We start from the raw sequence: 25,817 nt of genomic DNA, 5'->3' as shown, positions 1-25,817 counted from the left end.
GTTAAATCTGACTTGGCGGTTTTTAATTAATGAAAGTTATTTCAAATACTCAAAAAGGAATTTTTTTTGCTCTATGTGCTGCGGCACTCAATGGAACAATTGGAGTTTTCTCAAAATTTTTGATCTATAAAAGCCTATCGCCATCATGGATTGCACTGCTGAAAACGATACTTGGCGCTTCAATTATATTAATATTTTTTATGGCAATTAATAAGTTGGAATTAAAAAAGAATATATTTGGAACTAATTTTATTCTACCCGCTTTTTTCGGAATATTTTGTTTGTTTTTTTTTGAAACACATGCCTACGAAACAATGAGTGCTGCCAATGTCACTGTTATTCTGATGTCATGTAGTACATTTTCGGCAATATTGTTCACCAAATTAATACTGAAGGATTCATTGGGTAGTCGTCAATTGATTGGATTTTTTTTCGCGGCTATTGGCATATCAATAATTCTTGGTCTTAATGAAAACATTACATTTATCGGATCAATCAATGCTTTGTTGGCGGGATGTGGCTATGGATTATTTACGGTATTGCTAAAAAGCAATAACATAGAAGGAGGCATGTTAACAACTTTTAAACTTCTTTTTTGGGGAGGGGTTTTTTTATCCATACCCGCTTATGGCACTCCCTTTCCCATAAACGATTTTTTTACTAAGGAAATTATCTTTGCTATTATGGGCTTGGCTATTTTTCCAAGTATTCTTGGTTTTTTTTGCACCACAAAATCTGTCACGTATATTTCACCTGCAAAGGTTCAGATTATTGAATTAACTGAACCTGTTTTCGCATCAATTTTTGCTTTTATTGTTTTAGGTGAAGGTATTACTCTCGTGACATTAATCGGAGCTATTATTACTTTATTTGGTGTATATATTGGTGCAATTAAGTCTAGCTAGATCAGTGTTTCGCTGGGGCATTTGCTGTGCGGGTCTTGGTAGGTGAACTACGGCACCTCGGTAATGCGCAAAACTATCAATTCTGATAGGAGACACTGCATAGATTTCTTGTTAGTGTCTTAGGGGTGTTGGAATATCAAAGGATTGGATTATGGAACATAGGATTGAGTCTGATTTGAATGTATCTAAGCAAGAAACTGAGAGGTTGTATGCTCTTCTTGCCAATGCAGGCTATCAAATGGAAGATTGTGCTACCATTGCGCCACTCACGGAAGAAATTAATATATTAAAACAAATAGATGGAGTCATGGCTCTTGCCCATCATTACATGACTCCAGACATTACTTTTGCCATTGCTGATTATGCTGAAGACGCACTCGGTCTTATTCGACGGGCTGAGAGTTCAAATTCCAATGTGATTCTTATGTGCAGTGTTGTTTCTCTTGCGGAATGCGTCAAGATTGCCTGTCCAGACAAAAAAGTCTTATGCTCGGAAAAACAAGCAGGCTGTTCAGTTGCAGATAGCATTACTGCCGAAGATGTTGCTGGGTTAAAAGCTAAATATCCCAATGCTCCGGCGGTTGCTTATGTGACTACCAGTGCTGAGGTAAAAGCCGTATCAGATTTCGTTGTCACTTCTGCAAATGTACGGGATGTTATTGGCACTTTACCAGCCAAACAAATATTATTTTATCCAGATCATTCAATGGCGCAGTCATTGGCTGCTGACTTTCCAGATAAGGAAATTATAGGGTGGGAAGGAACATGTGTCGTGCATGACAATTATACCATAGAACAAGTCGTTAACTTTAGAAAGCAACATCCTGACGCTCATGTATTATTCCATTCAGAAGTAAACCCAGATTTATATGTTCATGGCGAATTGACAGGTGGAACTAACGCCATGATGAAATATGTTGCCGATCACCCCGAAGTTAACAGTTTTTTCATGGTAACGGAGTGTGGATTATCAGACCAATTAAGAACAAGGTATCCGGGCAAAAAATTTATAGGAACATGTTCACTTTGTCCCTTTATGAAAATGATCTCACTTGAAAATATATTGGACTGTTTACGCACACGGGATAGTGCAAAGTATGAAATCACTATTCCCGATCATGTATTAGTTGGTGCAGTGAAGGCATATAAAAATACTGAGCAGTTGTTAGGACACACCCATGATGGATGCTAATAACAGAGAACAGATGTTATCTGGAATTGATGCCATTGATGTTATCAATAAAAATATTGGACAGTTTGTCATTGTACGCTTTTGGGCACCTTGGTGTAGTTCATGTCGCGCCAACGAAGTGACCGTTAAAAGTGTCCTGAATCAAAAGGCGGATATTTGCACCGCTTTTAAAGTCAATGTGGACAGAGAACCAGAGCTGACTCGTCATTTAAATGTCCAATACCTTCCTGAACTGATTATTTTTGATAGAGAAGGAAAAGCACATCATTTGACGGGTGAAGTAACAGAGCAAGTCATGTTAAGCCATATAAGTTGAAGGGGAGTAATTGAATGAAAACGTATTTTAGCTATTTTCGTACCATTGGCTTTTTCTTAATGGTCTGCTTTTTATGTGGAACGACGCAAGCCGATAACCAACCTCAGAAACGCGGCGCGATTACGGGGGGCATTGAACACTCCATGCCTGATTGGTTTAAAGAAAGTTTTTTGGATATTCAAAATGATGTTAAAGAAGCCAGCGACAGCAAAAAACACGTCATGCTGTTTTTTCATCTCAATGAATGCCCGTACTGCGATAAAATGCTGAAAGAGAGTTTTTCCAAGCCACAGCTAAAAGATTTTATTCAAACACATTTTGATGTCATCGCCATTAACACCAAAGGCGATCGTGAGGTGGCGTTTAGTAAAGATCAATCATTTACTGAAAAAGCACTATCGCAACAGTTAAAAGTGCAATACACACCCACCATTTTATTTCTTGATGGCAACAACAATGCCGTAGCACGATTAAATGGCTACCGCTCACCAACAAAATTTGAGCATATTCTAAAATATGTTAATGATGCAGCTTATAAGAATACCACATTGGAAGCCTATCTTGATCAACACATTGAAAAAAGTGTTTATACGTTAAGGGATAATTCGCTGTTTAAGCCATTATCCGATTTTTCCACTATTAAAACCCCATTGGCGGTGATTTTTGAAGATAGTGGATGTGATGAATGCGCTAACTTGCACGATAAGTTATTGAGCCGTGATGATGTACAAAAGGAATTGAAAGCATTCACTGTGGTGAGGTTGGATGCGAGGTCAACGACTGCCATTACCGACAATGAAGGCAACAAAACCACCGCTAAAGACTGGGCAACAAAATTGGGGCTAACTTATCGCCCCGGCATTATCCTGTTTAATCAAGGTAAAGAAGTCACCCGTATTGATGGTTTGTTGTTTAGCTTTCATTTCAAAGAAGTATTTCGTTATGTCAGTGGCAACTATTACACCCACTTTAAAACGTATAATGATTATTTAGCAGAACGACAAAATGAATTGCTGGATAAGGGCATCAACATTGATATTGCGGAGTAATACTATGTTTTCCAGATTAAAACAGGTGGTCACTATTTTAGTAGGCTGGTTGGCGATATTGCTTTGTTTGAGCTATCCGTTGCAAGCGGCTGATGGGCAGATTCCCATTGGCAATGCGGATATTCAGGGGGTGGATGAATCCAACGGCACGGGTGGCGCATTACCACCGGAACAGGCATTTACTTTCGCCGCGCCGCGTTATGATGGTGAGGCATTGCATTTGCATTGGGCAATTGCCCCTAAGCATTATTTGTATCGGGATAAATGGGTGGTGCGCTTGCCACAAACTAACGGCGTGACGGCGGGGAATGTGGAACTTCCCGTAGGGCAAATCAAACAGGATAATTTTTTTGGTGAGGTAAAAGCCGTGTATGGGCAGGCGGATATACGTATCCCACTCAAACGGGCTGATCTTAATCAACCAGCAGAATTGTTACTGGAAATCGGCTGGCAAGGGTGTGCTGAAGGGCTGGTGTGCTATCCACCGGAAACCAAAGGCTTCAAGGTGGCGTTACCCGCAATACAGGCGGGACAACCCAAGGATGCGTTCACCCTGACTGAAGTACCTGTGCCGGATGCCGCCCCTGTTGATATTTCCGAGCAAGACCGGATTGCATCCACGTTGGCGCAAGGTAATGTGATGCTGACGTTGTTAAGTTTTTTGGGTTTTGGGCTGTTATTGGCTTTTACCCCCTGTGTGTTCCCGATGATCCCGATCCTCTCCGGTATCATCGTGGGACAACAGGATTTAACCCCACGTAAGGCATTTTTATTGTCCTTGACGTATGTATTGGCGATGGCGTTGACATACACCTTAGCGGGAGTCATGGCGGGTTTGTTTGGGCAAAATCTGCAAGCCACTTTTCAGAACCCGTGGGTGCTGGGCGTATTTAGCGGGATTTTTGTGTTGTTGGCATTGTCCATGTTTGGTTTTTACGAGTTGCAGATGCCAGCCGGTATCCAATCACGCTTGACCACCATCAGCAATCAGCAGGCGGGTGGTTCATTGTTGGGCGTTGCCTTGATGGGCGCGTTATCAGCCTTGATTGTGGGGCCGTGTGTCGCTGCGCCATTGGCGGGGGCATTGGTTTATATCGGGCAAAGTGGGGATGCGGTACTGGGTGGCGCTGCGTTATTTGCCTTGAGCTTGGGGATGGGCATTCCGTTATTGCTGATCGGTACGTCAGCCGGTAAATGGTTGCCGAAAGCAGGGGGATGGATGGAAACTGTTCGTGCCGCGTTCGGGGTGCTGTTGCTGGCTGTGGCTATTTGGTTGTTGGAACGGGTATTGCCTGCGTCCGCCACCTTGTTGTTATGGGCGGCGTTATTGGTGGTGTCATCTGTTTACATGGGCGTATTCAGCCATTTGCCAGAAGGTGGCGGTGGTTGGCGCAAATTCTGGAAAGGTATCGGAATTTTGCTGCTGTTGCAGGGCAGTTTATTGGTGGCAGGCAGTGCCATCGGCAGCGGACATGCCAGCATTTTGCATCCCTTGAAAGGCTTGGGATTGGGGCATACGCAGGCAAGCCCTACGCTCGCTTTCCAGACGGTTGCTAATCTCGATGCGTTACAACAGGCATTGCAAGGGGCTAACGGTAAGCCTGTCATGTTGGATTTCTATGCCGACTGGTGTACCAGTTGCAAGGAGATGGAAGCGAATACTTTCCCTGATGCTGCGGTACAAGCAGCTTTGCAGGGCGTGGTATTGTTGAAAGCGGATGTTACCCACAATACGGCAGATGATAAGGCGATGATGCGCCAGTTTAAGGTAGTGGGGCCACCAGCCACGCTATTTTTTGGTAGTAATAGTGAGGAGCGTATTGGCAGCCGTCAGGTTGGTTTTTTGGCAGCAGATGCCTTTGCCGCACATATCCGCAAGGCGGTACAGTAATGTTAAAAGTTCAGCAAATGCAACGCGAAAGCCTTGGCAATCAAGTGGTGTTTATTGGCTACATTGAGTTTACGGCGCAGGCTGTTAAGGTGAAACAAAATGGTGTTGCGGGAAAGCTTCAGGATGTCCGCAATATCATCACTGGTTTTGCCGAGGGCAGTCCATTTCAACACTTCTTGTTCGCGCTGGCTCAAGGGGTTGTTTAGCTGTTGGGCAGTGTAAAGGCGTTCGATATGCGTGTGGACGTGCGTTGCCCATGCTTCCAACAATGGGATAGGCGCAAGTTCATCCTCTACATAAGCACCTTCGTAAGCAATACACAACATACTTTTAGTACCGCCCATTCCACGGATAGGAATGGTTACGCCATCCCCTAGCCCCATGTCCAGTGTATCTTGCCAAAACAGTTGATCTTGTTGGGGAATATGTTGGCTGGTGATTTTTTTTCCAATGGTATCAGCATTCCAGCTTGTCGGATGTCGGTGTTCGTTGCAGTAGCGGATTTTGGGATCGTTTTCCCCGAAACCTTGGCAAGCGTAACGCTCAAGCCATAGATCAGGGCAGGTTAGAAATTCAATCTGTTTGGAGGATGTGATAAGTGTAGGGGGAAGCCACTGGTATTTATAGTAGCGCCCGCCAAGGGAACACAAATACTCCCCGCACACGGCTTGGATTTGCTGGGTATCGGTGCATTTGCTTAGTCGTAGCACTTGCTCGTAGAAGTGGGAAGAAATGGCACTATTCATATCCTGTAATTCTAGTGCTATTTGGCGGATTGTCAATTAAATATAGGAATCAGCTTCTGTCTGAGAATAGAAGGCTTTGGTCTCTAAAGATGCTGTGTAGGATAAAAACTATCAATTCTGATAGGAGACCTTTTCTCGATAATCAGTTAAGGTGTGCTACATATGTATACGCGACAAGATTAATCGCTTATAGATGGGCTAGTGATTTCTTATCAACATATCTCAATCAATAAAGGAGTTTTACCTTATGAAGTTTGTTTCAAGTGTTGCAGCATTACTGCTGTTGTCTTCTGCTGCTAGTTACGCGGATACCCCAGACATATTGGGTTCGGTTTCGCAAGATTCTGTTCAGGTTATGGCAAAAGATGATGCTGCTAGTGCCAGAGGTGGGTATTGGCAGTGCATCAGGCAATCCAGTGGATGGGCGTGCGGGGAGACTCGGTATTATAGCAAAGTGAGCAATTATGCCAACAGCATAGCAACCCGGACCTACCTTAGAACGGTAACGAATAATGGGCCAAAATATTATGTAGCACGGTAGAATGATATGAGAGTACCTAGGTGCTATAGCCTTGCACCTAGGTGTCTACTCTAATCTTTTGATAATTATTTTTGAGCAGAGTAAGGAAGTCAAATATGAAAGTATTATTTACCATGATGATTGCATTAATGTTGTATGCTTGCTCAGATGATGGGTTAATTGTTAGGGACTATAAGTTTGATTCTCAAGATATTAATCAAGTAAAGACGGCTGCTGCTCAGGGGGATGCTGGCGCAATGTTTGAATTGGGGATGGGGTATATGGGGACAGGGATGGTTGAGGAGGATTACAAACAGGGCATGAGTTGGCTCACAAAATCTGCGGAAAAAGGTGATGTCTTAGCACAATCAACATTGGGCAACTTGTATCTAAGTGACAAGATTCCTGTGAAGGGTGCTCAAAATCATGTGCAGGATTTCTCAAAAGCACGTTATTGGTTTGAAAAAGGTGCAGAGAAAAATGATGGAATGTCCCAGCTAGGATTGGCTACGATATACTCAAAAGGATTAGGGGTAGCTAAAGATGACAAAATTGCATCTGAATGGCTGCGGAAAGCTAAAGCGAATAGGGATAATGTTACTATATCGTCAGACTTGATGTATACCAGTGGTAAATGAAAATTCGGTAAAGTTACACTCCCCCCATCCTCAATAACGCTCAAGGATGTTACCGATGTTGGATTACACACTTTCCGTTGCAGAATTGGCAACGCTTCGCCAAGCTCACCGTAAAATGAAGGAAAAACGCCTAGCCGATAGGCTCAAAGCGGTTTACTTACTGGGCAGCGGTTGGACAGCCAAAACAGTCTCCGAAGCGCTGTTAGTAGATGAAGATACGGTGCGCAACTGGTTTCACCTGTACCAAGCGGGTGGTCAAACACAACTGTTGCATTGGAAAGTGGGCGGTAGCCAACCGTACCTGAGCGTGGGGCAACAAGTAACCCTCAAACAGCATGTGACGGAAACGTTGCATAGCACTGGTAAAGCGGTCGGGCAGTATATCCAGCAACAGTTTCAAGTGACTTATGCGGTGCGCAGCGTGTCAGCCCTACTGGGACGCTTGGGATTTTCCCATAAGAAACCCAAAGTCGTGCCGGGTAAAGCCGATGCTGCCGCCCAAACCCAATTCATTGCCCATTGGGAAACGCTCAAAACGAATCTTGGCGAGCAGGATGACGTGTATTTTATGGATGCAATGCACCCTCAACACAACACTCAAGCAGGCTATGGCTGGATACTCAAAGGCAAAGATTATAACTTACGTTCTAACACGGGGCGGCAACGCCTGAATATCAATGGTGTGTTTTCTTTCAAGCAGTTACGTCCCCTCATCCGCACGGAAGAGACCATCAATGCTCAAGCCGCCATCCGTTTACTGGAAGACCTCGAAGCTGCTCAACCTGAGGGGAAAATCCACATCATCGCGGATAATGCACGGTACTATCGCTCAAAACTAGTGCAAGCGTATCTGGCAACAGAAAACTGCCGTATTCAGATACATTTTTTGCCACCTTACTCGCCGAATCTCAACTTGATTGAACGCTTATGGGGATTTTTCAAACGTAAGGTGGTGTACGGCACTTACTACGAGACCTTTCCGAAATTTAAGAATGCCACCCTAAATTTCTTCCGTGACATCGGCGAATATCACCAAGAATTAAGCAGCCTGATGACTGATAATGTTAGAGTCGTCAAAATATGAAAACCGAATTTTCAATTGCCGATGGTATATCTATTGAAATAGATTCGTTATCTGTTTCGGGATGGCATCGTCAATCTCAGCGTAAACAAAGTGCTGATGACGGCATTTAAATATGGGCATCAGCTTCTGTCTGAGAATAGAAGGCGTTGATCTCTAAAGATGCTGTGTAGGATAAAAACTATCAATTCTGATAGGAGACCTTTTCTCTGTAATCAGTTAATCTATGCTGCATATCTGCACAAGAAGAAATTAATCGCTTACTAGTGATCTATGATTATTATCAACATGTTCTAATCAATACAAGGAGTTTTACCTTATGAAATTTGCTTCAAGTGTTGTTGCATTATTGCTTTTATCTTCTGCCACTAGTTATGCGGATACTCCAGACATACGAAACTCAGTTTCCCAAGATTCTGTCCAGATATTTGTTTGTCAAAACTGATCAATTAAATGAAACGAATTGTTCATCGGTTAAATTTATTCATGCATCTTTTTATTTATGGAGATTTAAATGAAACCAAATATTATTAATTGGGCTTATTTGGGCTTGGCTTATGTATTGCTGAACAATTTGCTTATACTTAAAGGCGTCCCAGATAATAGTTCTTGGTATAATGTGAGCTTGCCAATTATTATCACTATATTGGCAATAATTGCTTTTTTTGGATTGTTAAGTTTAGCTTCGTGGTCGAGAATTACTGCTGCTATTGTTATTGGCGTTGAAGCATTTAAAACTCTATTGATAGATGCTTATATAATTACTTATGTTGGATTTGATGGAGGAAGTGTATTAATTTCTGCGCTAATATTTAGTATTCCGCTTTTGATTCTTTCTTATAAGCTGCATACAAGCATTTCTTTTAAGGGATAGTTATTTGATTTTTCCTCATAATCATGGGGCATGGATGCTTTTTCTTTGAGGATTTGAAAGGTTTTGTTATCAATTCTTAATTGGTATTTTGATGGCAAGAAGTGCGATTCTTTATCTTGATTAAATCGCGAAATTAACTTTAACGTGGAGAATTTTTTGTGAAATTAAAAGTATCGTTAGCAATGGCATCCTTGGTATTTATTTCATCATCTTTGTTTGCCGATACGGGAACTCCTGATATATTGTCGTCTATTTCTTCTGGTGAGGCTCAGGAGTTATCTAATGCAGAATCTGCAAAAGTCAGAGGTGAATACCGTTATTGTTTTAAATGGTCAGGCTCTTGCAGTGACTTGTTTTATTCAAGCAAGAAGCCAACTCTAGCAAATACGTATGCTCCTCCAGGCACGTATCTTGTTACCTATGGGCCGTACTTTGGTTATTACGCTTCTCGGTAAATAGTTCGACTCTCTCTTGCTCTTCAGATATTTTTGAAGAGCAAGATTATGTTATAAAATATTGCCGCTAATCTTGGTATTCAACTATGCTGGTATTTGTTCATGCTTTCTTTTAGAAATTGCTTAAAGTTCTTCATTTTTTTAGCCATTGCCTTTGATGTTATGTCGGTATCTGCTGAAGATGGTTTAGAATCATCAACCATAGGCAAGAAAAATAAGAATGCCAAAAGCCACCTGCTATTCCTGCGCGAATCTGAAATACTCCTTAAGCCTAAAGATATGTACATTTCATTGGGTTTCAATTACAGCACAGATGAGAACCAAATCAACTTCAGAAAAAGGAAAGTCAGGTCTTTTTCCATTCCACTCAGTATTGGCTATGGTGTAACCCAAGACACTGAAGTCAATGCTTCAATTGCGCTAATCCAAAATAAATCCGAAACGGCAACCATTAACAGTGTCGTCAGCAGCAATGGTTCAGGCGTTGGAAATGTTTCTGTCGGGGCAATGCACAAGCTGAAAGCTGAATCAAGCACCTCCCCATCAATAACCGCTTCTGCAAACCTTAGTTTTCCGATAGATAAAAGATCAACGTCCAATGATTCAACCGAATTGCCCATAGGTTCAAACTTCAAGACAGCTTCCGTAGGTATGGGCGTATCCAAATCCATAGATCCTGCCGTTGTATTTTTAAATGTTGGTTATAACCATACCTTTGCAGATGATCAGGACGGTATTCGCACCCAACCGGGAAAAGCACTCACCTACAGCATAGGTTCAGGTCTTGCCGTCAACCGCTCCATCAGTATGTCAGGCAGAATCTCAGGGCAATACCAGACAGAAACAAAATACGGTGGAACGGCGTTAAATGGGTCAAGTTCTGAGCCTATTTCACTGGGTGGAACAGTGGATTATCGGCTAGATGATAAAACCCGCCTTGAAACCAGCTTTGATGTTGGTCTGACCAATGACGCAAGCGATGTTGGCATGGGGCTAACGCTTATCCGTAATGTCCAATGATTTATAAAGTGCGGCACAATCTCCCCATCCTATTGGCTATTTTCTTGAGTGCTTGTACGGTCGAACCCATCGTTAGCAATATGGGCTATGCCGTTAATGCCTCTGGCGACCATTTTAAAAGCTGGAAAGAGCTTAATGATCAAAGTGTGGTCATGCAGCAATACGACTACTCCTGTGGTGCGGCAGCGTTAGCAACTGTCATGAAATATTACTTTCAGGATGATGTCACTGAAAAGTCACTGCTCGATTACATCAAGAAAACCTTAACAGTCAAAGAATATGCCGTTGTGGAAGAGCACGGCTTGTCCTTCCTTGAACTGGAAAAGATAAGCCATTCATTGGGTTATCAATCAGCCAGTGTACGTTTGCAGTTATCCGCATTAAAAGAGTTGGCGGGGCCTGTTGTTGTCTATGTCAGCACCAAGGATTACCAACATTTCGCGGTGTTCCGTGGTGTCAGGGAAGACCGGGTATTTCTGGCAGACCCAAGCCGTGGCAACATGATTTTAACGGTGGATGAGTTTTTAGAAGAATGGAAAGGCGAAACATTTATCTTGGGTAAAAAAGGGTTTGGCACACCCGCACAACACCCTTTGGCAGTCATGTTATCGCCTAAATTCAGAAACGAAATGGAATTGATCCGCGCCTCAGCATTAAAACCTGCCGCATCAGCAACAAAAATGGTTGTGGAATGAAGAATAAGTTGAATTATTTTCTGGTGATAGCTATGGCTACATTAGGTGGTTTGGCACTCTTTTCTGAAAGTGCTATGGCTGATGATGTTAATGCAGCGACATTGATCAGACAAAAAACGCTTACTGACAAGCAAAGCAAAATCAGGCATGAATTATTGTCATTAACAAATCATGCTGAACGGCAATCCTCATTATCAGAGGCAAACCATGCAGTAATTATTGATGTCATCGCTAAAGGCGATCCCCAAGCCTTGCTAACGCTACTCATCCAGCATGGGATGAAGCCATTGGCAGTTAATGGCAGGATTATTTCAGGTCAAATGCCTACTCAACGGTTAGGTGAATTGGATGCCCTTGAGGATGCGAATGAGGTCAAGTTAAGCAAAATAATAACTTCACAAGGAAGCATTACTACCCAAGGTGATATAGCCACAGAATCCAGTATTGCCCGTCCCGCTTTTGGGGTTGATGGTAGTGGCATAACCGTAGGGGTTATTTCCGATAGTTATAATTGCCTTGGCGGGGCTACACAAGACCAAAGCACTCAAGATTTACCTCCTCAAGTAATTATTATGGCAGATACGCTTGATTGCACCGGGAGAACAGACGAAGGTAGGGCATTGATGCAAATTGTGCATGATATTGCGCCGGGTGCAAAGCTGTTATTCCATAGTGGCGAGAATGGCACTGCCACCACTGCGAATGCTATTCTGAAAATGGTGTCCGATTATAAGGCCGATATTATTGTAGATGATTTCAAGGCAATCTCCGCCAACTTTTTCCAAGAGGATGCCGTAACCCAAGCCACCCAAAAAGCAGTGAAGGCAGGGGTTGTTTATGTGACCGCAGCGGGTAATGAAGGGCGCAATGCTTACCAAAGTGCTTATCACGAATACACCAATAAGGTGTTAAAATTGAATGCCCATAATTTTGCGCCAGATGGCAGCAGCGACATTTATCAACGCATCACCGTTCCTGAAGGCGTGGGTTTTAATCTCATGCTGCAATGGGATTCTCCCGCCTATTCCATCAGTGGTTCGCCCGGTTCACAGAGTGATCTGGATATTTTTATTTTCAACAAAAACCACACCCGAATCCTTGCCTCATCAACCTTTGATAATATCGGCAAAGACCCTATTGAAGACTTGTACTTTTTCAATGATATGGGGTCAGGTGAGACAGAATTTGATATTGTCATTACCAAGGCATCTGGGGCTTCACCTCAGTTAATGAAATACATCATATTAAACAGTATTGATGGCATAATTGGTGAATATGCCACCAATAGCAGCGGGATTTTTGGTCATGCTGATTCTGCTTCCGTTATCACGGTGGGAGCAAGCAATTATATGAATACGCCTAAGTATGGTCAATTTCCAGCATTAGTTGAGTATTATTCTTCGGCGGGTGGTGGCTCAATACGGTTTGATATTAACGGCAAACGGTTAAACACTCCCGTTGCCAACAATAAACCTGATATTACCGCGCCAGATGATGTGGATACTACTTTTTTTGGCAGGCAAGATACAGACAATAATGGTTTCCCTAATATTGCTGGCACATCAGCCGCGGCTCCCCACGTTGCAGGCATTGCCGCCTTACTCTTGCAAATTAAACCAGCATTGCAACCTGTCGATATAAAACACATTCTTAATGAAACGGCTATTGATATAATCCAGATAAACAACAAAGCTAAAAACACCTTATCCACAGGTTTTGACTTTGATAGTGGGTATGGCTTAGTTAATGCGGAAGCTGCCATCAATTTGGCAAAGAACTATCAGCCGTCCATTCCCCCCGATAATTCTGATGGAAATATGGGGGATATTACCGTTAATGACCCTAATCAGCTTGGTGGCGGCGGGGCATTTGATTTATTTTATATTGTTGCACTCTTTATTTTGCTGACTCATGGATGTTTTAGGGCGGGAAATAAAAACATGGAATTATTCCCAAAAAATAAGCGCAACTTGTTATTAAGGTGATGTTACTTGCCGCGCCGTTTTGCCCCATTGGTAGTTGATTTTCGTCCACTTAAATCAGCCTTGGGCTTCGGCGGCAACCCCGTATGCTGCGTCAACACCTTCCCCCCCTGCGGCTTACCCGCATTCGGTTTGGTAGATGCTGGTTTGGCAGCAGCAGGCTTGGCATTCACCACAGGCTTCCCCACCCGCTTCTGATGCTCCCCGCCCTTATTCTTGCGCCGATGCGCCTCATACACCAACTGTTCCTCACCCGCTTTGTAATGCGGGATCAACTGATTTTCGCCATCGCCAATCAGTTCCTGCCGCCCCATCTCCGCCATCGCTTTGCGCAGCAGCGGCCAGTTCTTCGGGTCGTGCCAGCGCAAAAAGGCTTTGTGCAGCTTGCGCTGTTCCGGTGATTTGGCGGTGGCGACCTTTTCGCTCTTGTAAGTGACTTTGTGCAGCGGGTTTTTGTCGGTGTGGTACATGGTGGTGGCGGATGCCATCGGTGAGGGGTAAAACGCTTGCACTTGGTCGGCGCGGAAGCCGTTTTTCTTCAGCCACAGCGCGAGGTTGAGCATGTCTTCGTCGGACGTGCCGGGGTGGGCGGCGATGAAATACGGGATCAAATATTGTTCTTTGCCTGCTTCCTTGGTGTATTTCTCGAACAGGCGTTTGAATTCGTCATACGCGCCGATGCCCGGTTTCATCATTTTGGACAGGGGGCCGGACTCGGTGTGTTCCGGTGCGATTTTTAAATAGCCGCCGACGTGGTGCGTCACCAATTCTTTGACGTATTCGGGGTCTTTGATGGCAAGGTCATAGCGCACCCCTGAACCGATTAGGATTTTCTTGATACCGGGCAGGGTACGCGCTTCGCGGTACAATTCCTTCAAGGCAGCGTGGTCGGTATTGAGGTTGTGGCACACATCGGGGTAGACGCAGGCGGGTTTGCGGCACGCGGCTTCGATCTTCGGGTCTTTGCAGGCAAGGCGGTACATATTCGCGGTGGGGCCGCCAAGGTCGGAAATCACCCCGGTAAATCCCGGCACTTTGTCGCGGATTTCCTCAACTTCGCGGATGATGGATTCTTTGGAACGGCTTTGGATAATGCGCCCTTCGTGTTCGGTAATCGAACAGAAGGTGCAGCCACCAAAGCAACCGCGCATGATATTCACCGAGAAACGGATCATGTCATAGGCGGGGATTTTTACGCCGTTATAGGACGGGTGCGGCAAGCGTGCGTAGGGTAGCCCGAACACGAAATCCATTTCCGGCGTGGTTAGCGGAATCGGTGGCGGATTCAGCCACACGTCAATATTGCCGTGTTTTTGCACCAAAGCGCGGGCGTTGCCGGGGTTGGTTTCCAAGTGCAGCACGCGGTTGGCGTGGGCATACAAGGCTTTGTCTTTGCTGACTTTTTCGTAAGACGGCAAGCGGATAACGGTGGTGTCGCGGTCTAAACGGGCGCGGGGATGGAAGATCAGCTTGTGTTCGTCGGGGCGTTTGCTGCGCGGGTCTTCGTATTCAAACCATTGCACATTGCGCTTTTCGACTTCGCATTCACTCATCTCGGTGGTGTTGAGGTAGGGGTTGATAATGCGGTCGATTTTGCCCGGTTGGTCGATGCGACTGGAGTCGATTTCCATCCAGCCCTGCGGGGTGTCGCGGCGCACGAAGGCGGTGCCGCGCACGTCGGTGATTTGGGAAACGGGTTCGCCGGAAGCGATGCGGTGCGCGACTTCGACCACGGCGCGTTCGGCATTGCCGTATAGCAATAGGTCGGCGGCGGCATCCAGCAGGATCGAGGTGCGGACTTTTTCCTGCCAGTAATCGAAGTGCGCAATGCGCCGCAACGAGGCTTCGATCCCGCCGATAATGATCGGCACGTCGGGGTAGGCTTCGCGGCAGCGGTGCGTGTACACCAGCGTGGCGCGGTCGGGGCGTTTGCCTGCCATGCCGCCGGGGGTGTAAACGTCGTCAGAGCGCGTTTTGCGGTCGGCGGTGTAGCGGTTGATCATCGAGTCCATATTGCCCGCTGCCACGCCGAAGAACAGGTTGGGTGCGCCCAGTGCCATGAACGGGTCTTTGGAATGCCAGTCCGGTTGCGCAATGATGCCGACGCGGAAACCTTGCGCTTCCAGCATCCGCCCGATCACTGCCATGCCGAACGAGGGGTGGTCTACATAAGCGTCGCCCGTGACGATAATAATGTCGCAAGAATCCCAGCCCAGCGCGTCCATTTCCGCACGACTCATGGGGAGATACGGCGAGGTGTCGTAGCATTCCGCCCAGTATTTAGGGTGGTCGAATAGGGCGACGGGGGCATGGGGGCTGGCGTTGGGCGGCATGGGGTGGCTTCAGTAACGGGTGAAAGCGGCTATTCTAGCGCAGTTTGTGCGGTGCGTGTGGTTTGCTTATTATTGGTGTGGAGTAAACAACGAGAAGATGAAACAACCATGAGCAGCCACATCCAGTCACTCCAACAAAAAAAGCTCCTGCCCAGCCCGCCGGATTTTCTCAGCAGTGCCGTGCAGTACGAAGTCATCATGGGTTCGGTGGCGTATGGGGTCAGCAACGACAGTTCGGACATGGACATCTACGCCTTTGCGATTCCGCCCAAAACCATGATGTTTCCGCATTTGCGCGGCGAAATTCCGGGCTTTGATAATTACTCGGTGCAATTCGAGCAGTACCAGCAGCACCATATCCGCGATGCGGCAGCACTCGGTGGCAAGGGGCGGGTGTATGACGTGACGGTGTTTGCGATTGCCAAGTATTTCCGCCTGCTGGCTGACAATAACCCCAACATTATCGACAGCCTGTATGTGCCGGAAAATTGCGTGCTGTATGCCTCGCCCATCGGCAAGCTGGTGCGCGAGCGGCGGCAATTGTTCCTGCACAAGGGCTGCTGGGCGAAGTTCAAGGGTTATGCCTACGGGCAGATGCACAAAATCCGTACCAAACAGCCGGAGGGCAAGCGCAAGGCGCTGACGGAGCAATTCGGTTATGACGTGAAATTCGCCTATCACGTGGTGCGCTTGCTGGGCGAGGTTGAGCAATTGCTGATGCATCAGGACATGGATTTGCAGCGCGATGCCGAGCAGATGAAGGCGATCCGCCGGGGTGAATGGACGCTGCCGCAACTGGAAGATTACTTTGCCCGCAAGGAAGCCGATCTGGAACGGGTGTATCTCGCCAGCCGCTTGCCGAATGCGCCGGATACGGATGCCATCCGCCAGTTGCTGACGGATTGTCTGGAACAGCATTTCGGCTCGATCAGCGAGGCGGTGAGCCGTCCACACGCGGCGGAGCGGGCGTTGGAGGAGATTGGGCAGGTGTTGCAGCGTTATCAGGGAAACGACGTAGCATAACTCTCACGATGGATGTACCGGACATTGTATTTGTACATATTCTCGACGAAACTAAATTCTTATTGCAAAAAGTAGGTGAGTTTCTGAAATAAGAAAAATCCTATTGCAAATGAAGCTACCTTTCCGGGAATAACCCCGGCATCCACCGCATTGCCAACGCCGCCGGGAAATTCAACAGCAGCGGTGCGCGTGTCGATTCCGCAGCAAGCACGCCCCGTTCCAGCAACGCCGAAGTCACGCGGCGTGCATTGCGGTCGCCAGTACCGAGCAGTCCCGCGATTTCCCCACGCGGCACAGCCCCACGATACAAAATAGCTTCTAGCACCATGCCTGACTTGTGTGGCAAACGACCCGCGCGGATTTCTTCCTCAGTCCAGATAAAAATACGCTCCCGCAAGCCTTGCGGGTTGACCAGCGTCTCCATAAAATCGACTTGATCAATACAGGTTTCAAGAAAAAATACCGCAAACTCAGCAAGCGCCTCTTCACTCAGATTGCCGCGACCATCCAAATCATTACGGCGCGGTAAATCGCATTGCGCCAACAGGCGCTTGTATTGCGCTTCGTTTCTGGCAAGCCCTCGCGCTACCGACCAGATGCCACCGGTATCCAGTGCTTCCCGCAGCATGGCGTAGGACATCAACCGCGCCACTCGACCATTGCCATCCAGAAACGGGTGCATCCACAACAAGCGGTGATGGGCGCAGGCGGCTGCAACAATCGCATCGACTTTCCCCGTATGGCGGTAAGCCGCCTGAAAGCGTTCCATGAATCGGTGTAATGCGCCAGGGCTGATGGCGATATGCCGCCCAACGATGACATCACGCTGACGCAGTTCACCCGGAATGAGCGATTCCCGTGTGCCAGAATCCGGGTTTTCCACCCACAATAATTCGTCTGGGAGCAGTTCACAAAAGCGGCGATGTGTTTCCAGAATGCCATCGCGGGTGGTAGCTCGACCCTTCAGCCCATCATGGTCAATCCATTGCTGAACCGCGATATGGGCTTTGGCTTCCCGTTGCAAATCACGCTTTTGGGGGTCTGCGCTGTAGTCTTCGTTGAGGGCGCGTTCAATATCAATCGGGTGGGTGTCATGCCCTTCAATCAGGTTGCTGTAATAGCAATTCATGGAACGCACCAGATCAGACAATGCCCGCACAATACCTTCCGGCAGGCTTTTACGTAGCGCGGTGGATTTGGCGGTCAGATCCAAAGCCAAATCAGCTAATTCAGGGCGAAAACGGGAGGTTGCAGAAATCAGCAGCGGCTCTATCATGGTAATGGATTCGCCTCGGTCTTCCGCACGCTTGTCCGCTTTCATGTCCGGTTCTTTAGTACTCATTAAGTAAAATATATCAGTAGGTTATTGCTTAAGATAAGCTATTCTACACGTTTTGGATGTCCTCATGCTGGAAACCGTTTTAAAAGGCGCGATGATCGCCAGCGGTCTAATCGTCGCCATCGGCGCACAAAACGCCTTCGTGCTGAAGCAAGGCTTAGCCCGCCACCACATTTTCTGGGTCGCGCTGATCTGCTTCCTGTGCGATGCCGTATTAATGTCGGCAGGGGTATTAGGCTTAGGTACGCTGATCAACACCAGCACAACGGCAACGTGCAGCCTTGCGCTGCTGGGGGCTGCATTCTTATTTTGGTACGGCGTCAAAGCCTTTCGCAGTGCTTATCAAGCCACCAGCTATTTGGAAGCGGCAAGCAATGCCAACACCGCCAGCCTCGCAGCCGTGATCACCACTACCCTGGCGATGACCTTGCTCAATCCGCATGTATACCTCGATACTGTGGTCATCCTCGGCAGTGTTGCTGGCACATTGCCTTCACACGACAAGTATTGGTTTCTGCTCGGCGCAGTCAGCGTATCGGGCATCTGGTTTTTCGGGCTAGGTTACGGCGCAAGACTGCTTTCACCCCTCTTCCGAAAGCCCAGAACATGGCAAATCCTCGACATCCTAATCGGCATCATTATGTGGACGATCGCGTGGGGATTACTTCAAGCCGACCTGTGTTGGTAAGCATTCAGACGCTTTTCCAGTAGCCGGAAGCCATACACCAGCACATACGTCATGATCAGGTACAACACCGCAGCGGTGAGATACATTTCATACACCGCAAAGGTTTTCGAGCGGATCAAATCCGCCGCCCCCGTCAGGTCAATCACCGTAATCGCGCTCACCAACGAGGTGGCTTGCAGCAAAAACACCACCTCATTGCCATACGCAGGCAACGCAATGCGGAACGCTTTCGGCAAAGTCACGCGCCGAAACAATAACCAGCCGGACATGCCGAACGCCTTGCCCGCCTCAATCTCGCCACGCGGCACGGCTTGAATGGCTCCACGGAAAATTTCCGCCGTATACGCCGCCGTATTCAGCGTCAGGGTCAGCACCGCGCAAAACCACGCATTGCGAAAATACGTCCACAAACCCATGTCACTCAGCACGTCACGGAATTGCCCACTGCCGTAATAAATCAGGAACAATTGCACCAGTAACGGCGTACCCCGAAAATAAAACACAAACCCCGCCGTCGGATACTTCAGCAAGGGATTGTGTGACAACCGCGCCAATGCCAGCGGCACAGCCAACAGCAAACCAATCGCAATGCTGAACAAGGTCAGTTGCACAGTGACCCCCGTACCCGCCAGTAATTTCGGTAAACTCTCGCCGATCAATTCCCAGTTCATACCCGCACCCCACGTTTTGCCCAGGTTTCGGCACGTTTCAACACCAGCATCGACACCAAGGTAATCGCGAGGAACAGCAGGGAGGCAAGGAAGTAAAAGGTAAACGGTTGATGCGTGGCGGTGGCGGCAAGTTTGGCGTTACGCATCAATTCATCCAACTGAATCAAGGAAATCAGCGCGGTGGCTTTGATCAACACCATCCACACATTGCCCAACCCCGGCAACGCCATGCGCATCGCCAGCGGCAATTGCACCCGCCGGAATGCCAGCGTTTTGCTCATGCCAATCGCTCGCGCCGCTTCCATCTGCCCACGCGGCACGGACAAAAACGCCCCGCGCAGCACTTCGGTGCAAAATGCGCCGTAGATAAAGCCAATGGTCATAAAGCCCGCCACAAACGGGTTGAGGTCGAGCCGCAACTCGTACCCCAACGCCGCCGCGCCATCCTGAATCAGCTTCGGCACACCGTAATACACCAGCAACAGCAGGATCAGCTCCGGCACGCCGCGCACCACGGTGGTATACGTATCCGCCGCCCAATTCGCCAAGCGTGAGTGCGAAAACTTGCCCCACGCGCCCAGTAACCCGAACAGGATTGCCACGAACATAGCGCACAATCCCACCAGCACGGTCATTTGCAGACCTTGCAGCAGCAACCAGCCGTAACCTTGTAAATCCAGCAAGGCTTATTCCCCGTACAGGTCGAAGTCGAAATATTTCTTGTTGATCTCGGCGTAAGTGCCATCTTCACGGATTTTAGCAATCGCCTTATTCAGCTTCTCCGCGAGTGCCGTATCACCTTTGCGGATACCAATGCCGACACCTTCCCCGACGAATTCAACGTCCTTGAAATCGCCGCCGACGAATTCGATTTTACCCGCGTTTTTCTCATCCTTGATCACGGGCGCAAGCACCACCGAATCCGCACACACCAAATCCACGCGCCCAGAGAGCAAATCCAGATTGGCTTCGTCTTGGGTTTTGTACGCAGTGACTTCCACGATGTCTTTGAATTTGCCGCGCACGAAATTATCAGCAACCACGCCGCTTTGCACGCCGACCATTTTGCCTTTGAGTTTAGCGGTGTCGGTCGGGTCAACGTCCGTGCCGACAGCGCGGATGCACTGAATCGGGGTGGTGTAATATTTTTTGGTGAAGTCGATTTTTTCCTTGCGTTCCGCCGTGATCGACATGGAGGCAACAATCGCATCAAACTTTTTCGCATCCAACGCCGGAATCAATCCGTCCCAATCCGATGTCACCCATTCGCATTCAGTTGCCATTGCTTTGCACAGCGCGTTGCCGATGTCGATGTCAAAACCTGCCAGCTTACCGTCTTTATCCACGGTGTTGAACGGGGCATACGCGCCTTCCGTACCGAGACGCAGTTTGTCTTCGGCTTGGGCAGTCCCGGCAACAGCCAATGCCAGTACAGCGCTCGACAGTAAGGTGGTGAGTAGTTTCATGGTTGTCTCCTATTGGGTTATTTGAGCTGAGTGGCGAGAAATTGTTGGCAACGTTCCGAACGCGGGTTATTGAAGACTTGTGCGGGGCTGCCCTGTTCTTCGATTTGCCCTTGGTGCAAAAAGATCACTTGTGAGGATACTTCGCGGGCAAAGCCCATTTCGTGGGTGACGACCAGCATGGTCATGCCTTCGTCGGCAAGCTGGCGCATGACGCGCAATACTTCGCCGACTAGTTCGGGGTCAAGCGCGGAAGTCGGTTCATCGAACAGCATCACGGCGGGTTTCATCGCCAGTGCTCGCGCAATCGCCACCCGCTGTTGCTGTCCGCCGGATAAATGATCGGGGTAACTGTCAGCTTTATTGGCAATGCCGACTTTGTGCAGCAATTCGAGGGCGTATTCTTTGGCTTCGGCTTTGGGAATGCCGAGGACATGCACGGGTGCTTCGATAATGTTTTCCAAAATGGTGCGGTGGCTCCACAGGTTGAAGCCTTGGAAGACCATGCCTAAACGGGTGCGGATGTGATCAACTTGTTTCTGGCTTTTGGGAACGGTTTTGCCTTGGCGGTCGCGGGTCATGTCGATCAATTCGCCGGTGACATAGACCTCGCCTTCATCAGGTGTTTCGAGCAGATTGATGCAGCGTAGCAGGGTGCTTTTGCCTGAACCGCTTGATCCTAATAGGGAAATCACGTCGCCTTTGTGGGCTGTGAGTGAAATGCCATTGAGGACGGCTAAATCACCGAAGCGTTTTTTGATATTACGGACGACAAGGGCATGTTCCGGGGGCATTTATCACGTTTCTCGCTGGGCTAATCACGAATGCACAAAGCAATAATCCAATCTGATCAATAAAGCAAGCGATTGGCTGCCATTCACCTAGAAATTGCTTGAATTGCGGTTGCTAGAACAGGCATAAAGACTACCTGCCTCGAAATGGTGCGAGATGCGCTTGGTGTGCACATATCTGATGCTGAATATTCGCAGTGGCTAATGCTGGCATGGATATTGCTTTGGATTTGGCAGCCAATACCCTGTTACTTTTCAAGGTGATGTGGTTGGTTCCTATTTATAATTACGTTTGAGGTGTTGTATGCATACTAAAAAAACGCTTGCTAGTAGTCTTCTGGTGATGTTGTCTGCGGCTGTGTTGGCTGCACCCGCTGCACATGCGGGTTCTGGTGCAGAAGTCTCGGCTTCCGCTGGCGTTGCCAACATGTATTTGTGGCGTGGTTACGATCTGGGTGATGGCGATGCGGCTGTTTATGGTGATCTGAAAGTAAAACACGGTTCTGGTGCATATGCAGGTATCTGGGGTTCTTCCGGCGATGCTACCTTGGGTACAGAGTATGATTTGTACGCTGGTTGGGGCGGTAAAGTAGGCGCTTTGGATGTGGATGCAAGCCTCTGGACTTATGTTTACCCTGATGCTGGCAAAGGCAATATCGGCGCGGGTGATCTGGTTGATGCCGTGGTTTCCGTTGGCGCAGGCCCTGCAAACGTCACGTTGTATGAAGCACTGGAAGGTGACGATGCCAATGAATACCGCTATGTCACCGCGAAATACACCAAAGACAAATACTCCGCCATGTACGGGCAGCACATGTATGACGAAGGTGCCAGCCCTGGTCATATTCAGCTCGGCTATCAGTATAATGACAACCTCGGCTTTGCTGTGAGCCAGTTTGTCGTCGACAATGACACAGTAGACGATAACCCACAGTTTTTGGTGAACTACACCTTGCCACTGACTAAATAAATTCCACTTGATGGTTTTGAAGAGGGATGCTACGGCATCCCTTTTTTATGCCCGTCGTTTTCGCAAACGTCATTAATGGTGCAAACGTTGTTTTTTTGCATCAGCTTGGTGCGCAAATACAACGACCGTACTATCTGGCACGCTTTGTGCTTATTCCTGAACAGATTACACCTTTCATCCATCATTCAGGAGTGACCCAATGTTTCTTAAAAACGTTTTCAAACAAACTTTGTTGGTTGTGAGTATGGCTGCGGCGCTGGGTACATCCAGCTTGGCAATGGCTGCCGATGACACCATCAAGGTTGGCGTATTGCATTCCCTCTCCGGCACCATGGCGATCAGCGAAACCACGCTGAAAGACACCATGCTGATGTTGATTGATGAGCAAAACAAAAAAGGTGGCGTACTGGGCAAGCAACTGGAAGCCGTGGTGGTTGACCCGGCTTCCAACTGGCCTTTGTTTGCGGAAAAAGCGCGTGACCTGATCGAGAAAGACAAAGTAGCGGCGACCTTCGGTTGCTGGACATCCGTTTCCCGCAAATCCGTATTGCCGGTGTTTGAAGAGAAAAACAGCCTGCTGTTCTACCCTGTACAGTACGAAGGTGAAGAGTCTTCCAAAAACGTGTTCTATACCGGTGCAGCGCCGAACCAACAAGCAATTCCAGCGGTTGATTACCTGATGAAAGAAGGCGAAGTGAAACGCTGGGTCTTGGCAGGTACGGACTATGTTTACCCGCGCACCACCAACAAGATTCTGGAAGCGTATTTGAAATCCAAAGGTGTCGATGAAAAAGACATCATGATCAACTACACCCCGTTCGGTCATTCCGACTGGCAGTCCATCGTGGCTGACATCAAGAAATTCGGCGGCGAAGGCAAGAAAACTGCCGTGGTTTCCACCATCAACGGCGATGCCAACGTACCGTTCTACAAAGAACTGGGCAACCAAGGCATTTCTGCGGAAGACATCCCCGTGGTCGCCTTCTCCGTGGGTGAAGAGGAACTCTCCGGTATCGACACCAAGCCACTGGTCGGTCACTTGGCGGCATGGAACTACTTCATGAGCGTCGAAAACGACGGCAATAAAGAGTTCATCAAGCAGTGGAAGGCATACACCAAGAACGACAAGCGCGTCACCAACGACCCAATGGAAGCGCACGTCATCGGCTTCAATATGTGGGTAAAAGCGGTTGAACAAGCCAAATCCACCGACACCGATAAAGTAGCTGAAGCCATGATTGGTCAGGAAGTCCCGAACCTCACAGGCGGCACGGCGAAAATGCTGCCAAACCACCATTTGACCAAACCGGTGCTGATTGGCGAAATTCAAGAAAACGGTCAATTTGAAGTCGTTTCCAAAACCCCAGAAGTACCGGGCGACGCATGGTCTGACTTCCTGCCGGATTCCAAAAACATCGTCGCGGATTGGACAGGCAAGGAAACCGACGGCAAGCCTTGCGGCAACTTCAATACCGAAACCAAGAAGTGCTCTGGGCAGAAGTACGAATAAATAGGTTTAGAAAACTGTTTTTCACAGGGGTATCTGTCGCTGCTCTCCTCCACAGTCTCTCTGACAGATGCCCCGTTTTTTCACGGTATTCAGGTACACGTATGCTGAAAACGTATGATTTCACCCGCCTGTTGCTATTGAGCGTGTTGTTGTGGGTTTGCCCACCGCTACAAGCTGAGCAGCAAAGCGCAACCCTCACCCAAGCCGCGCCCTTGTTTCAGGAAGCTTCTTTCGACAAAACCCGCGAAGCGGTGGATTTGTTGGCAGCCAGCGGCGACCCGGAAGCAGTGCCGTATTTGCAAGCCTTGTTAGATGGCAAGCTCTATCAAGACAAAGCACAAGGAACGCTAGTCATCGCCAAGGATGGCAACACCGGCGATGAATTGCGCAAAATTCCCACCAATAACAGTTTGCGCAAATACGTGCGCGGCGCAATTGGACAACTCAGTTTAAGCCACCCCGATGCCGCAGTACGCCTCACATCCGCTAATGGTTTGCTGGAAACGGTCACGCCGGAAATGGCAGGACAATTACGCGGCTTGCTGGAAAAAGAAACGGATTCTGCCGTCAAAGAAGCCTTGTCACTCGGCTTGGCAATGGCGGATTTGAATGCCGCAGAAAAGCCTGTGCGATTGGCAGCGATTGCTTCACTCGCAGGCAATTTACACCCCGGTGTACGCAATCGCTTGACTACGATGACCACCGATAGCGATGCCGAGGTTGCCAAAGCCGCACAGGAAGCCTTGCGCAGTATTGAAGACACCGCCGCGTTGTACGGGCATGTCGAAACGCTGTTTTTCGGCTTGAGCCTCGGTTCGGTGCTGGTGCTGGCGGCGATTGGCTTGGCGATTACCTTTGGGGTGATGGGCGTAATCAATATGGCGCATGGCGAGCTGATCATGTTGGGGGCGTATACCACTTACATCGTGCAGCAGCTCATGCCCAACTTTATTGATTACTCGCTGTTTGTGGCAGTGCCTGCGGCGTTCATCGTGTCGGGGTTAATGGGGATTTTGATCGAGCGCACCGTGATCCGCCATTTGTACGGGCGACCGCTGGAAACTTTGCTGGCAACCTTTGGTATCAGCCTGATCCTGCAACAACTGGTGCGCACGGTGATTTCGCCGCAAAACGTACCGGTGTCCAACCCGTCGTGGATGTCGGGTTCGCTGGAAATCAATAGCGTGCTCTCGCTGACCTACAACCGCCTCTACATTGTGCTGTTTTGCCTGATGGTGTTTGCGCTGCTGTATTTCGTATTGCGCAATACCAATCTGGGCTTGCAGGTACGCGCGGTATCGCAGAATCGGGCAATGGCGCGGGCAATGGGGGTGCGTTCGGCGCGGGTTGATGCGTTGACCTTCGGTCTGGGTTCGGGGATTGCGGGTGTCGCGGGTGTCGCGCTCAGTCAGTTGACCAACGTGGGGCCGAATCTGGGGCAGGCTTACATCATTGATTCGTTCATGGTGGTGGTGTTCGGCGGGGTCGGCAATTTGTGGGGAACGCTGGTGGCAGGTTTGTCGCTGGGCGTGGTCAACAAGGTGCTTGAACCGTGGGCGGGGGCAGTGCTTGCCAAAATTCTGGTGCTGGTTTTCATCATTTTATTCATCCAGAAACGACCGCGTGGGCTATTCCCACAAAAAGGTCGGGCAGCGGGGGATTAGA

The 25,817-nt window shown here is 48.2% G+C and carries 24 protein-coding genes; 17 read left to right on the top strand and 7 right to left on the bottom strand.

Translation table 11 applies throughout. The features are described from left to right. The first annotated feature begins 29 nt into the window (after positions 1-29). From HMY34_RS08320 to dsbD, 5 genes are all read left to right on the top strand, one after another. Positions 30-905: a DMT family transporter gene (locus HMY34_RS08320; protein ID WP_202718785.1), complete on the top strand. Its 876-nt coding sequence runs from the start codon at positions 30-32 to the stop codon at positions 903-905. A 151-nt stretch (positions 906-1,056) separates the two neighbouring features. Beyond that, positions 1,057-2,097, top strand: coding sequence for a quinolinate synthase NadA (locus HMY34_RS08315; protein ID WP_202718784.1), 1,041 nt, complete (start codon positions 1,057-1,059; stop codon positions 2,095-2,097). Then, a complete protein-coding gene (locus HMY34_RS08310; protein ID WP_202718783.1) occupies positions 2,084-2,413 on the top strand; it encodes a thioredoxin family protein in 330 nt (109 codons plus the stop codon). The genes HMY34_RS08315 and HMY34_RS08310 overlap by 14 nt, the downstream gene beginning before the upstream one ends. Positions 2,414-2,427: 14 nt before the next feature. Next, a complete protein-coding gene (locus tag HMY34_RS08305; RefSeq protein WP_202718782.1) occupies positions 2,428-3,462 on the top strand; it encodes a thioredoxin family protein in 1,035 nt (344 codons plus the stop codon). 4 nt (positions 3,463-3,466) lie between these two features. Further along, complete coding sequence (dsbD, locus tag HMY34_RS08300; protein WP_202718781.1) at positions 3,467-5,353, top strand: protein-disulfide reductase DsbD; 1,887 nt, start codon at positions 3,467-3,469, stop codon at positions 5,351-5,353. 2 nt (positions 5,354-5,355) lie between these two features. Here dsbD and HMY34_RS08295 read toward each other — a convergent pair whose 3' ends face one another. Continuing rightward, a complete protein-coding gene (locus tag HMY34_RS08295) occupies positions 5,356-6,099 on the bottom strand; it encodes a helix-turn-helix transcriptional regulator (RefSeq protein ID WP_202718780.1) in 744 nt (247 codons plus the stop codon). Between the two features lie 636 nt (positions 6,100-6,735). On the opposite strand from HMY34_RS08295, the gene HMY34_RS08290 reads away from it, so the two are divergent. From HMY34_RS08290 to HMY34_RS08260, 7 genes are all read left to right on the top strand, one after another. Beyond that, positions 6,736-7,257, top strand: a complete 522-nt coding sequence (locus HMY34_RS08290) for a tetratricopeptide repeat protein (protein ID WP_202718779.1) — start codon at positions 6,736-6,738, stop codon at positions 7,255-7,257. A 55-nt stretch (positions 7,258-7,312) separates the two neighbouring features. Next, positions 7,313-8,341: an IS630 family transposase gene (locus HMY34_RS08285; RefSeq protein WP_202718778.1), complete on the top strand. Its 1,029-nt coding sequence runs from the start codon at positions 7,313-7,315 to the stop codon at positions 8,339-8,341. A gap of 511 nt (positions 8,342-8,852) precedes the next feature. After that, positions 8,853-9,212: a hypothetical protein gene (locus tag HMY34_RS08280; RefSeq protein ID WP_202718777.1), complete on the top strand. Its 360-nt coding sequence runs from the start codon at positions 8,853-8,855 to the stop codon at positions 9,210-9,212. 158 nt (positions 9,213-9,370) lie between these two features. Further along, positions 9,371-9,667, top strand: coding sequence for a hypothetical protein (locus HMY34_RS08275; RefSeq protein ID WP_202718776.1), 297 nt, complete (start codon positions 9,371-9,373; stop codon positions 9,665-9,667). A gap of 102 nt (positions 9,668-9,769) precedes the next feature. Continuing rightward, positions 9,770-10,687 carry a transporter gene (locus HMY34_RS08270; protein WP_202718775.1) on the top strand — a complete coding sequence of 306 codons (918 nt, stop codon included), beginning with the start codon at positions 9,770-9,772 and terminating at the stop codon, positions 10,685-10,687. An 8-nt stretch (positions 10,688-10,695) separates the two neighbouring features. Then, complete coding sequence (locus HMY34_RS08265; protein WP_202718774.1) at positions 10,696-11,382, top strand: C39 family peptidase; 687 nt, start codon at positions 10,696-10,698, stop codon at positions 11,380-11,382. Positions 11,383-11,414: 32 nt separating this feature from the next. After that, complete coding sequence (locus tag HMY34_RS08260) at positions 11,415-13,367, top strand: S8 family peptidase (protein WP_202718773.1); 1,953 nt, start codon at positions 11,415-11,417, stop codon at positions 13,365-13,367. Between the two features lie 2 nt (positions 13,368-13,369). Here the strand turns inward: HMY34_RS08260 and HMY34_RS08255 are convergent, their stop codons facing one another. Continuing rightward, the gene (locus HMY34_RS08255; protein ID WP_202718772.1) at positions 13,370-15,697 is read right to left on the bottom strand and encodes a YgiQ family radical SAM protein; all 2,328 of its coding nucleotides are present in this window, start codon (positions 15,695-15,697) and stop codon (positions 13,370-13,372) included. On the opposite strand from HMY34_RS08255, the gene HMY34_RS08250 reads away from it, so the two are divergent. After that, positions 15,674-16,720 (top strand): nucleotidyltransferase domain-containing protein, encoded by a 1,047-nt coding sequence (locus tag HMY34_RS08250; protein ID WP_202718771.1) that lies wholly within the window; start codon positions 15,674-15,676, stop codon positions 16,718-16,720. The two genes, HMY34_RS08255 and HMY34_RS08250, sit on opposite strands and share 24 nt — an antisense overlap. A gap of 115 nt (positions 16,721-16,835) precedes the next feature. Here HMY34_RS08250 and HMY34_RS08245 read toward each other — a convergent pair whose 3' ends face one another. Next, entirely contained in the window at positions 16,836-18,062 is a 1,227-nt protein-coding gene (locus HMY34_RS08245) for a Fic family protein (protein ID WP_228288015.1), read from the bottom strand. Between the two features lie 64 nt (positions 18,063-18,126). On the opposite strand from HMY34_RS08245, the gene HMY34_RS08240 reads away from it, so the two are divergent. Further along, on the top strand, positions 18,127-18,747 hold the full coding sequence (locus HMY34_RS08240) for a LysE/ArgO family amino acid transporter (RefSeq protein WP_202718770.1): 621 nt from the start codon (positions 18,127-18,129) through the stop codon (positions 18,745-18,747). Here the strand turns inward: HMY34_RS08240 and HMY34_RS08235 are convergent. The 4 genes from HMY34_RS08235 to HMY34_RS08220 are packed head-to-tail and all read right to left on the bottom strand — an operon-like array spanning position 18,726 to position 21,675. Then, entirely contained in the window at positions 18,726-19,418 is a 693-nt protein-coding gene (locus HMY34_RS08235) for an ABC transporter permease (protein WP_202718769.1), read from the bottom strand. The genes HMY34_RS08240 and HMY34_RS08235 overlap by 22 nt on opposite strands. Beyond that, the gene (locus HMY34_RS08230; RefSeq protein WP_202718768.1) at positions 19,415-20,101 is read right to left on the bottom strand and encodes an ABC transporter permease; all 687 of its coding nucleotides are present in this window, start codon (positions 20,099-20,101) and stop codon (positions 19,415-19,417) included. Before HMY34_RS08230 ends, HMY34_RS08235 begins: the two co-directional genes overlap by 4 nt. Before the next feature lie 3 nt (positions 20,102-20,104). Beyond that, positions 20,105-20,884 (bottom strand): lysine/arginine/ornithine ABC transporter substrate-binding protein, encoded by a 780-nt coding sequence (locus tag HMY34_RS08225; protein WP_202718767.1) that lies wholly within the window; start codon positions 20,882-20,884, stop codon positions 20,105-20,107. A 17-nt stretch (positions 20,885-20,901) separates the two neighbouring features. Next, a complete protein-coding gene (locus tag HMY34_RS08220; RefSeq protein ID WP_202718766.1) occupies positions 20,902-21,675 on the bottom strand; it encodes an ABC transporter ATP-binding protein in 774 nt (257 codons plus the stop codon). 301 nt (positions 21,676-21,976) lie between these two features. Here HMY34_RS08220 and HMY34_RS08215 point away from each other — a divergent pair, with 301 nt between their 5' ends. The 3 genes from HMY34_RS08215 (at position 21,977) to urtB (ending at position 25,816) form a co-directional block, all read left to right on the top strand. Beyond that, entirely contained in the window at positions 21,977-22,642 is a 666-nt protein-coding gene (locus HMY34_RS08215) for a TorF family putative porin (protein WP_202718765.1), read from the top strand. 199 nt (positions 22,643-22,841) lie between these two features. Beyond that, positions 22,842-24,152: an urea ABC transporter substrate-binding protein gene (gene urtA, locus HMY34_RS08210; protein ID WP_202718764.1), complete on the top strand. Its 1,311-nt coding sequence runs from the start codon at positions 22,842-22,844 to the stop codon at positions 24,150-24,152. Positions 24,153-24,253: 101 nt separating this feature from the next. Beyond that, a complete protein-coding gene (urtB, locus tag HMY34_RS08205) occupies positions 24,254-25,816 on the top strand; it encodes an urea ABC transporter permease subunit UrtB (RefSeq protein ID WP_202718763.1) in 1,563 nt (520 codons plus the stop codon). Position 25,817 lies beyond the last annotated feature (1 nt).

This window comes from Thiothrix subterranea (genome assembly GCF_016772315.1).
Lineage (GTDB): Bacteria > Pseudomonadota > Gammaproteobacteria > Thiotrichales > Thiotrichaceae > Thiothrix > Thiothrix subterranea.
Note: the sequence above shows the minus strand (reverse complement) of the source record. Positions and strands in the feature narration are given on the sequence as shown.

Bases quoted from the DNA above. Each gene is read 5' to 3' on its own strand.
- HMY34_RS08235 (WP_202718769.1), bottom strand. From the start codon at position 19,418: ATGAACTGGGAATTGATCGGCGAGAGTTTACCGAAATTACTGGCGGGT.
- urtA (WP_202718764.1), top strand. From the start codon at position 22,842: ATGTTTCTTAAAAACGTTTTCAAACAAACTTTGTTGGTTGTGAGTATG.
- HMY34_RS08255 (WP_202718772.1), bottom strand. From the start codon at position 15,697: ATGCCGCCCAACGCCAGCCCCCATGCCCCCGTCGCCCTATTCGACCAC.
- HMY34_RS08215 (WP_202718765.1), top strand. From the start codon at position 21,977: ATGCATACTAAAAAAACGCTTGCTAGTAGTCTTCTGGTGATGTTGTCT.
- HMY34_RS08315 (WP_202718784.1), top strand. From the start codon at position 1,057: ATGGAACATAGGATTGAGTCTGATTTGAATGTATCTAAGCAAGAAACT.
- HMY34_RS08270 (WP_202718775.1), top strand. From the start codon at position 9,770: ATGCTTTCTTTTAGAAATTGCTTAAAGTTCTTCATTTTTTTAGCCATT.
- HMY34_RS08295 (WP_202718780.1), bottom strand. From the start codon at position 6,099: ATGAATAGTGCCATTTCTTCCCACTTCTACGAGCAAGTGCTACGACTA.
- HMY34_RS08305 (WP_202718782.1), top strand. From the start codon at position 2,428: ATGAAAACGTATTTTAGCTATTTTCGTACCATTGGCTTTTTCTTAATG.
- HMY34_RS08320 (WP_202718785.1), top strand. From the start codon at position 30: ATGAAAGTTATTTCAAATACTCAAAAAGGAATTTTTTTTGCTCTATGT.
- dsbD (WP_202718781.1), top strand. From the start codon at position 3,467: ATGTTTTCCAGATTAAAACAGGTGGTCACTATTTTAGTAGGCTGGTTG.
- HMY34_RS08285 (WP_202718778.1), top strand. From the start codon at position 7,313: ATGTTGGATTACACACTTTCCGTTGCAGAATTGGCAACGCTTCGCCAA.
- HMY34_RS08240 (WP_202718770.1), top strand. From the start codon at position 18,127: ATGCTGGAAACCGTTTTAAAAGGCGCGATGATCGCCAGCGGTCTAATC.
- HMY34_RS08280 (WP_202718777.1), top strand. From the start codon at position 8,853: ATGAAACCAAATATTATTAATTGGGCTTATTTGGGCTTGGCTTATGTA.
- HMY34_RS08250 (WP_202718771.1), top strand. From the start codon at position 15,674: ATGGGGGCTGGCGTTGGGCGGCATGGGGTGGCTTCAGTAACGGGTGAA.
- HMY34_RS08260 (WP_202718773.1), top strand. From the start codon at position 11,415: ATGGCTACATTAGGTGGTTTGGCACTCTTTTCTGAAAGTGCTATGGCT.
- HMY34_RS08290 (WP_202718779.1), top strand. From the start codon at position 6,736: ATGAAAGTATTATTTACCATGATGATTGCATTAATGTTGTATGCTTGC.
- HMY34_RS08220 (WP_202718766.1), bottom strand. From the start codon at position 21,675: ATGCCCCCGGAACATGCCCTTGTCGTCCGTAATATCAAAAAACGCTTC.
- HMY34_RS08225 (WP_202718767.1), bottom strand. From the start codon at position 20,884: ATGAAACTACTCACCACCTTACTGTCGAGCGCTGTACTGGCATTGGCT.
- HMY34_RS08245 (WP_228288015.1), bottom strand. From the start codon at position 18,062: ATGAGTACTAAAGAACCGGACATGAAAGCGGACAAGCGTGCGGAAGAC.
- HMY34_RS08310 (WP_202718783.1), top strand. From the start codon at position 2,084: ATGATGGATGCTAATAACAGAGAACAGATGTTATCTGGAATTGATGCC.
- urtB (WP_202718763.1), top strand. From the start codon at position 24,254: ATGCTGAAAACGTATGATTTCACCCGCCTGTTGCTATTGAGCGTGTTG.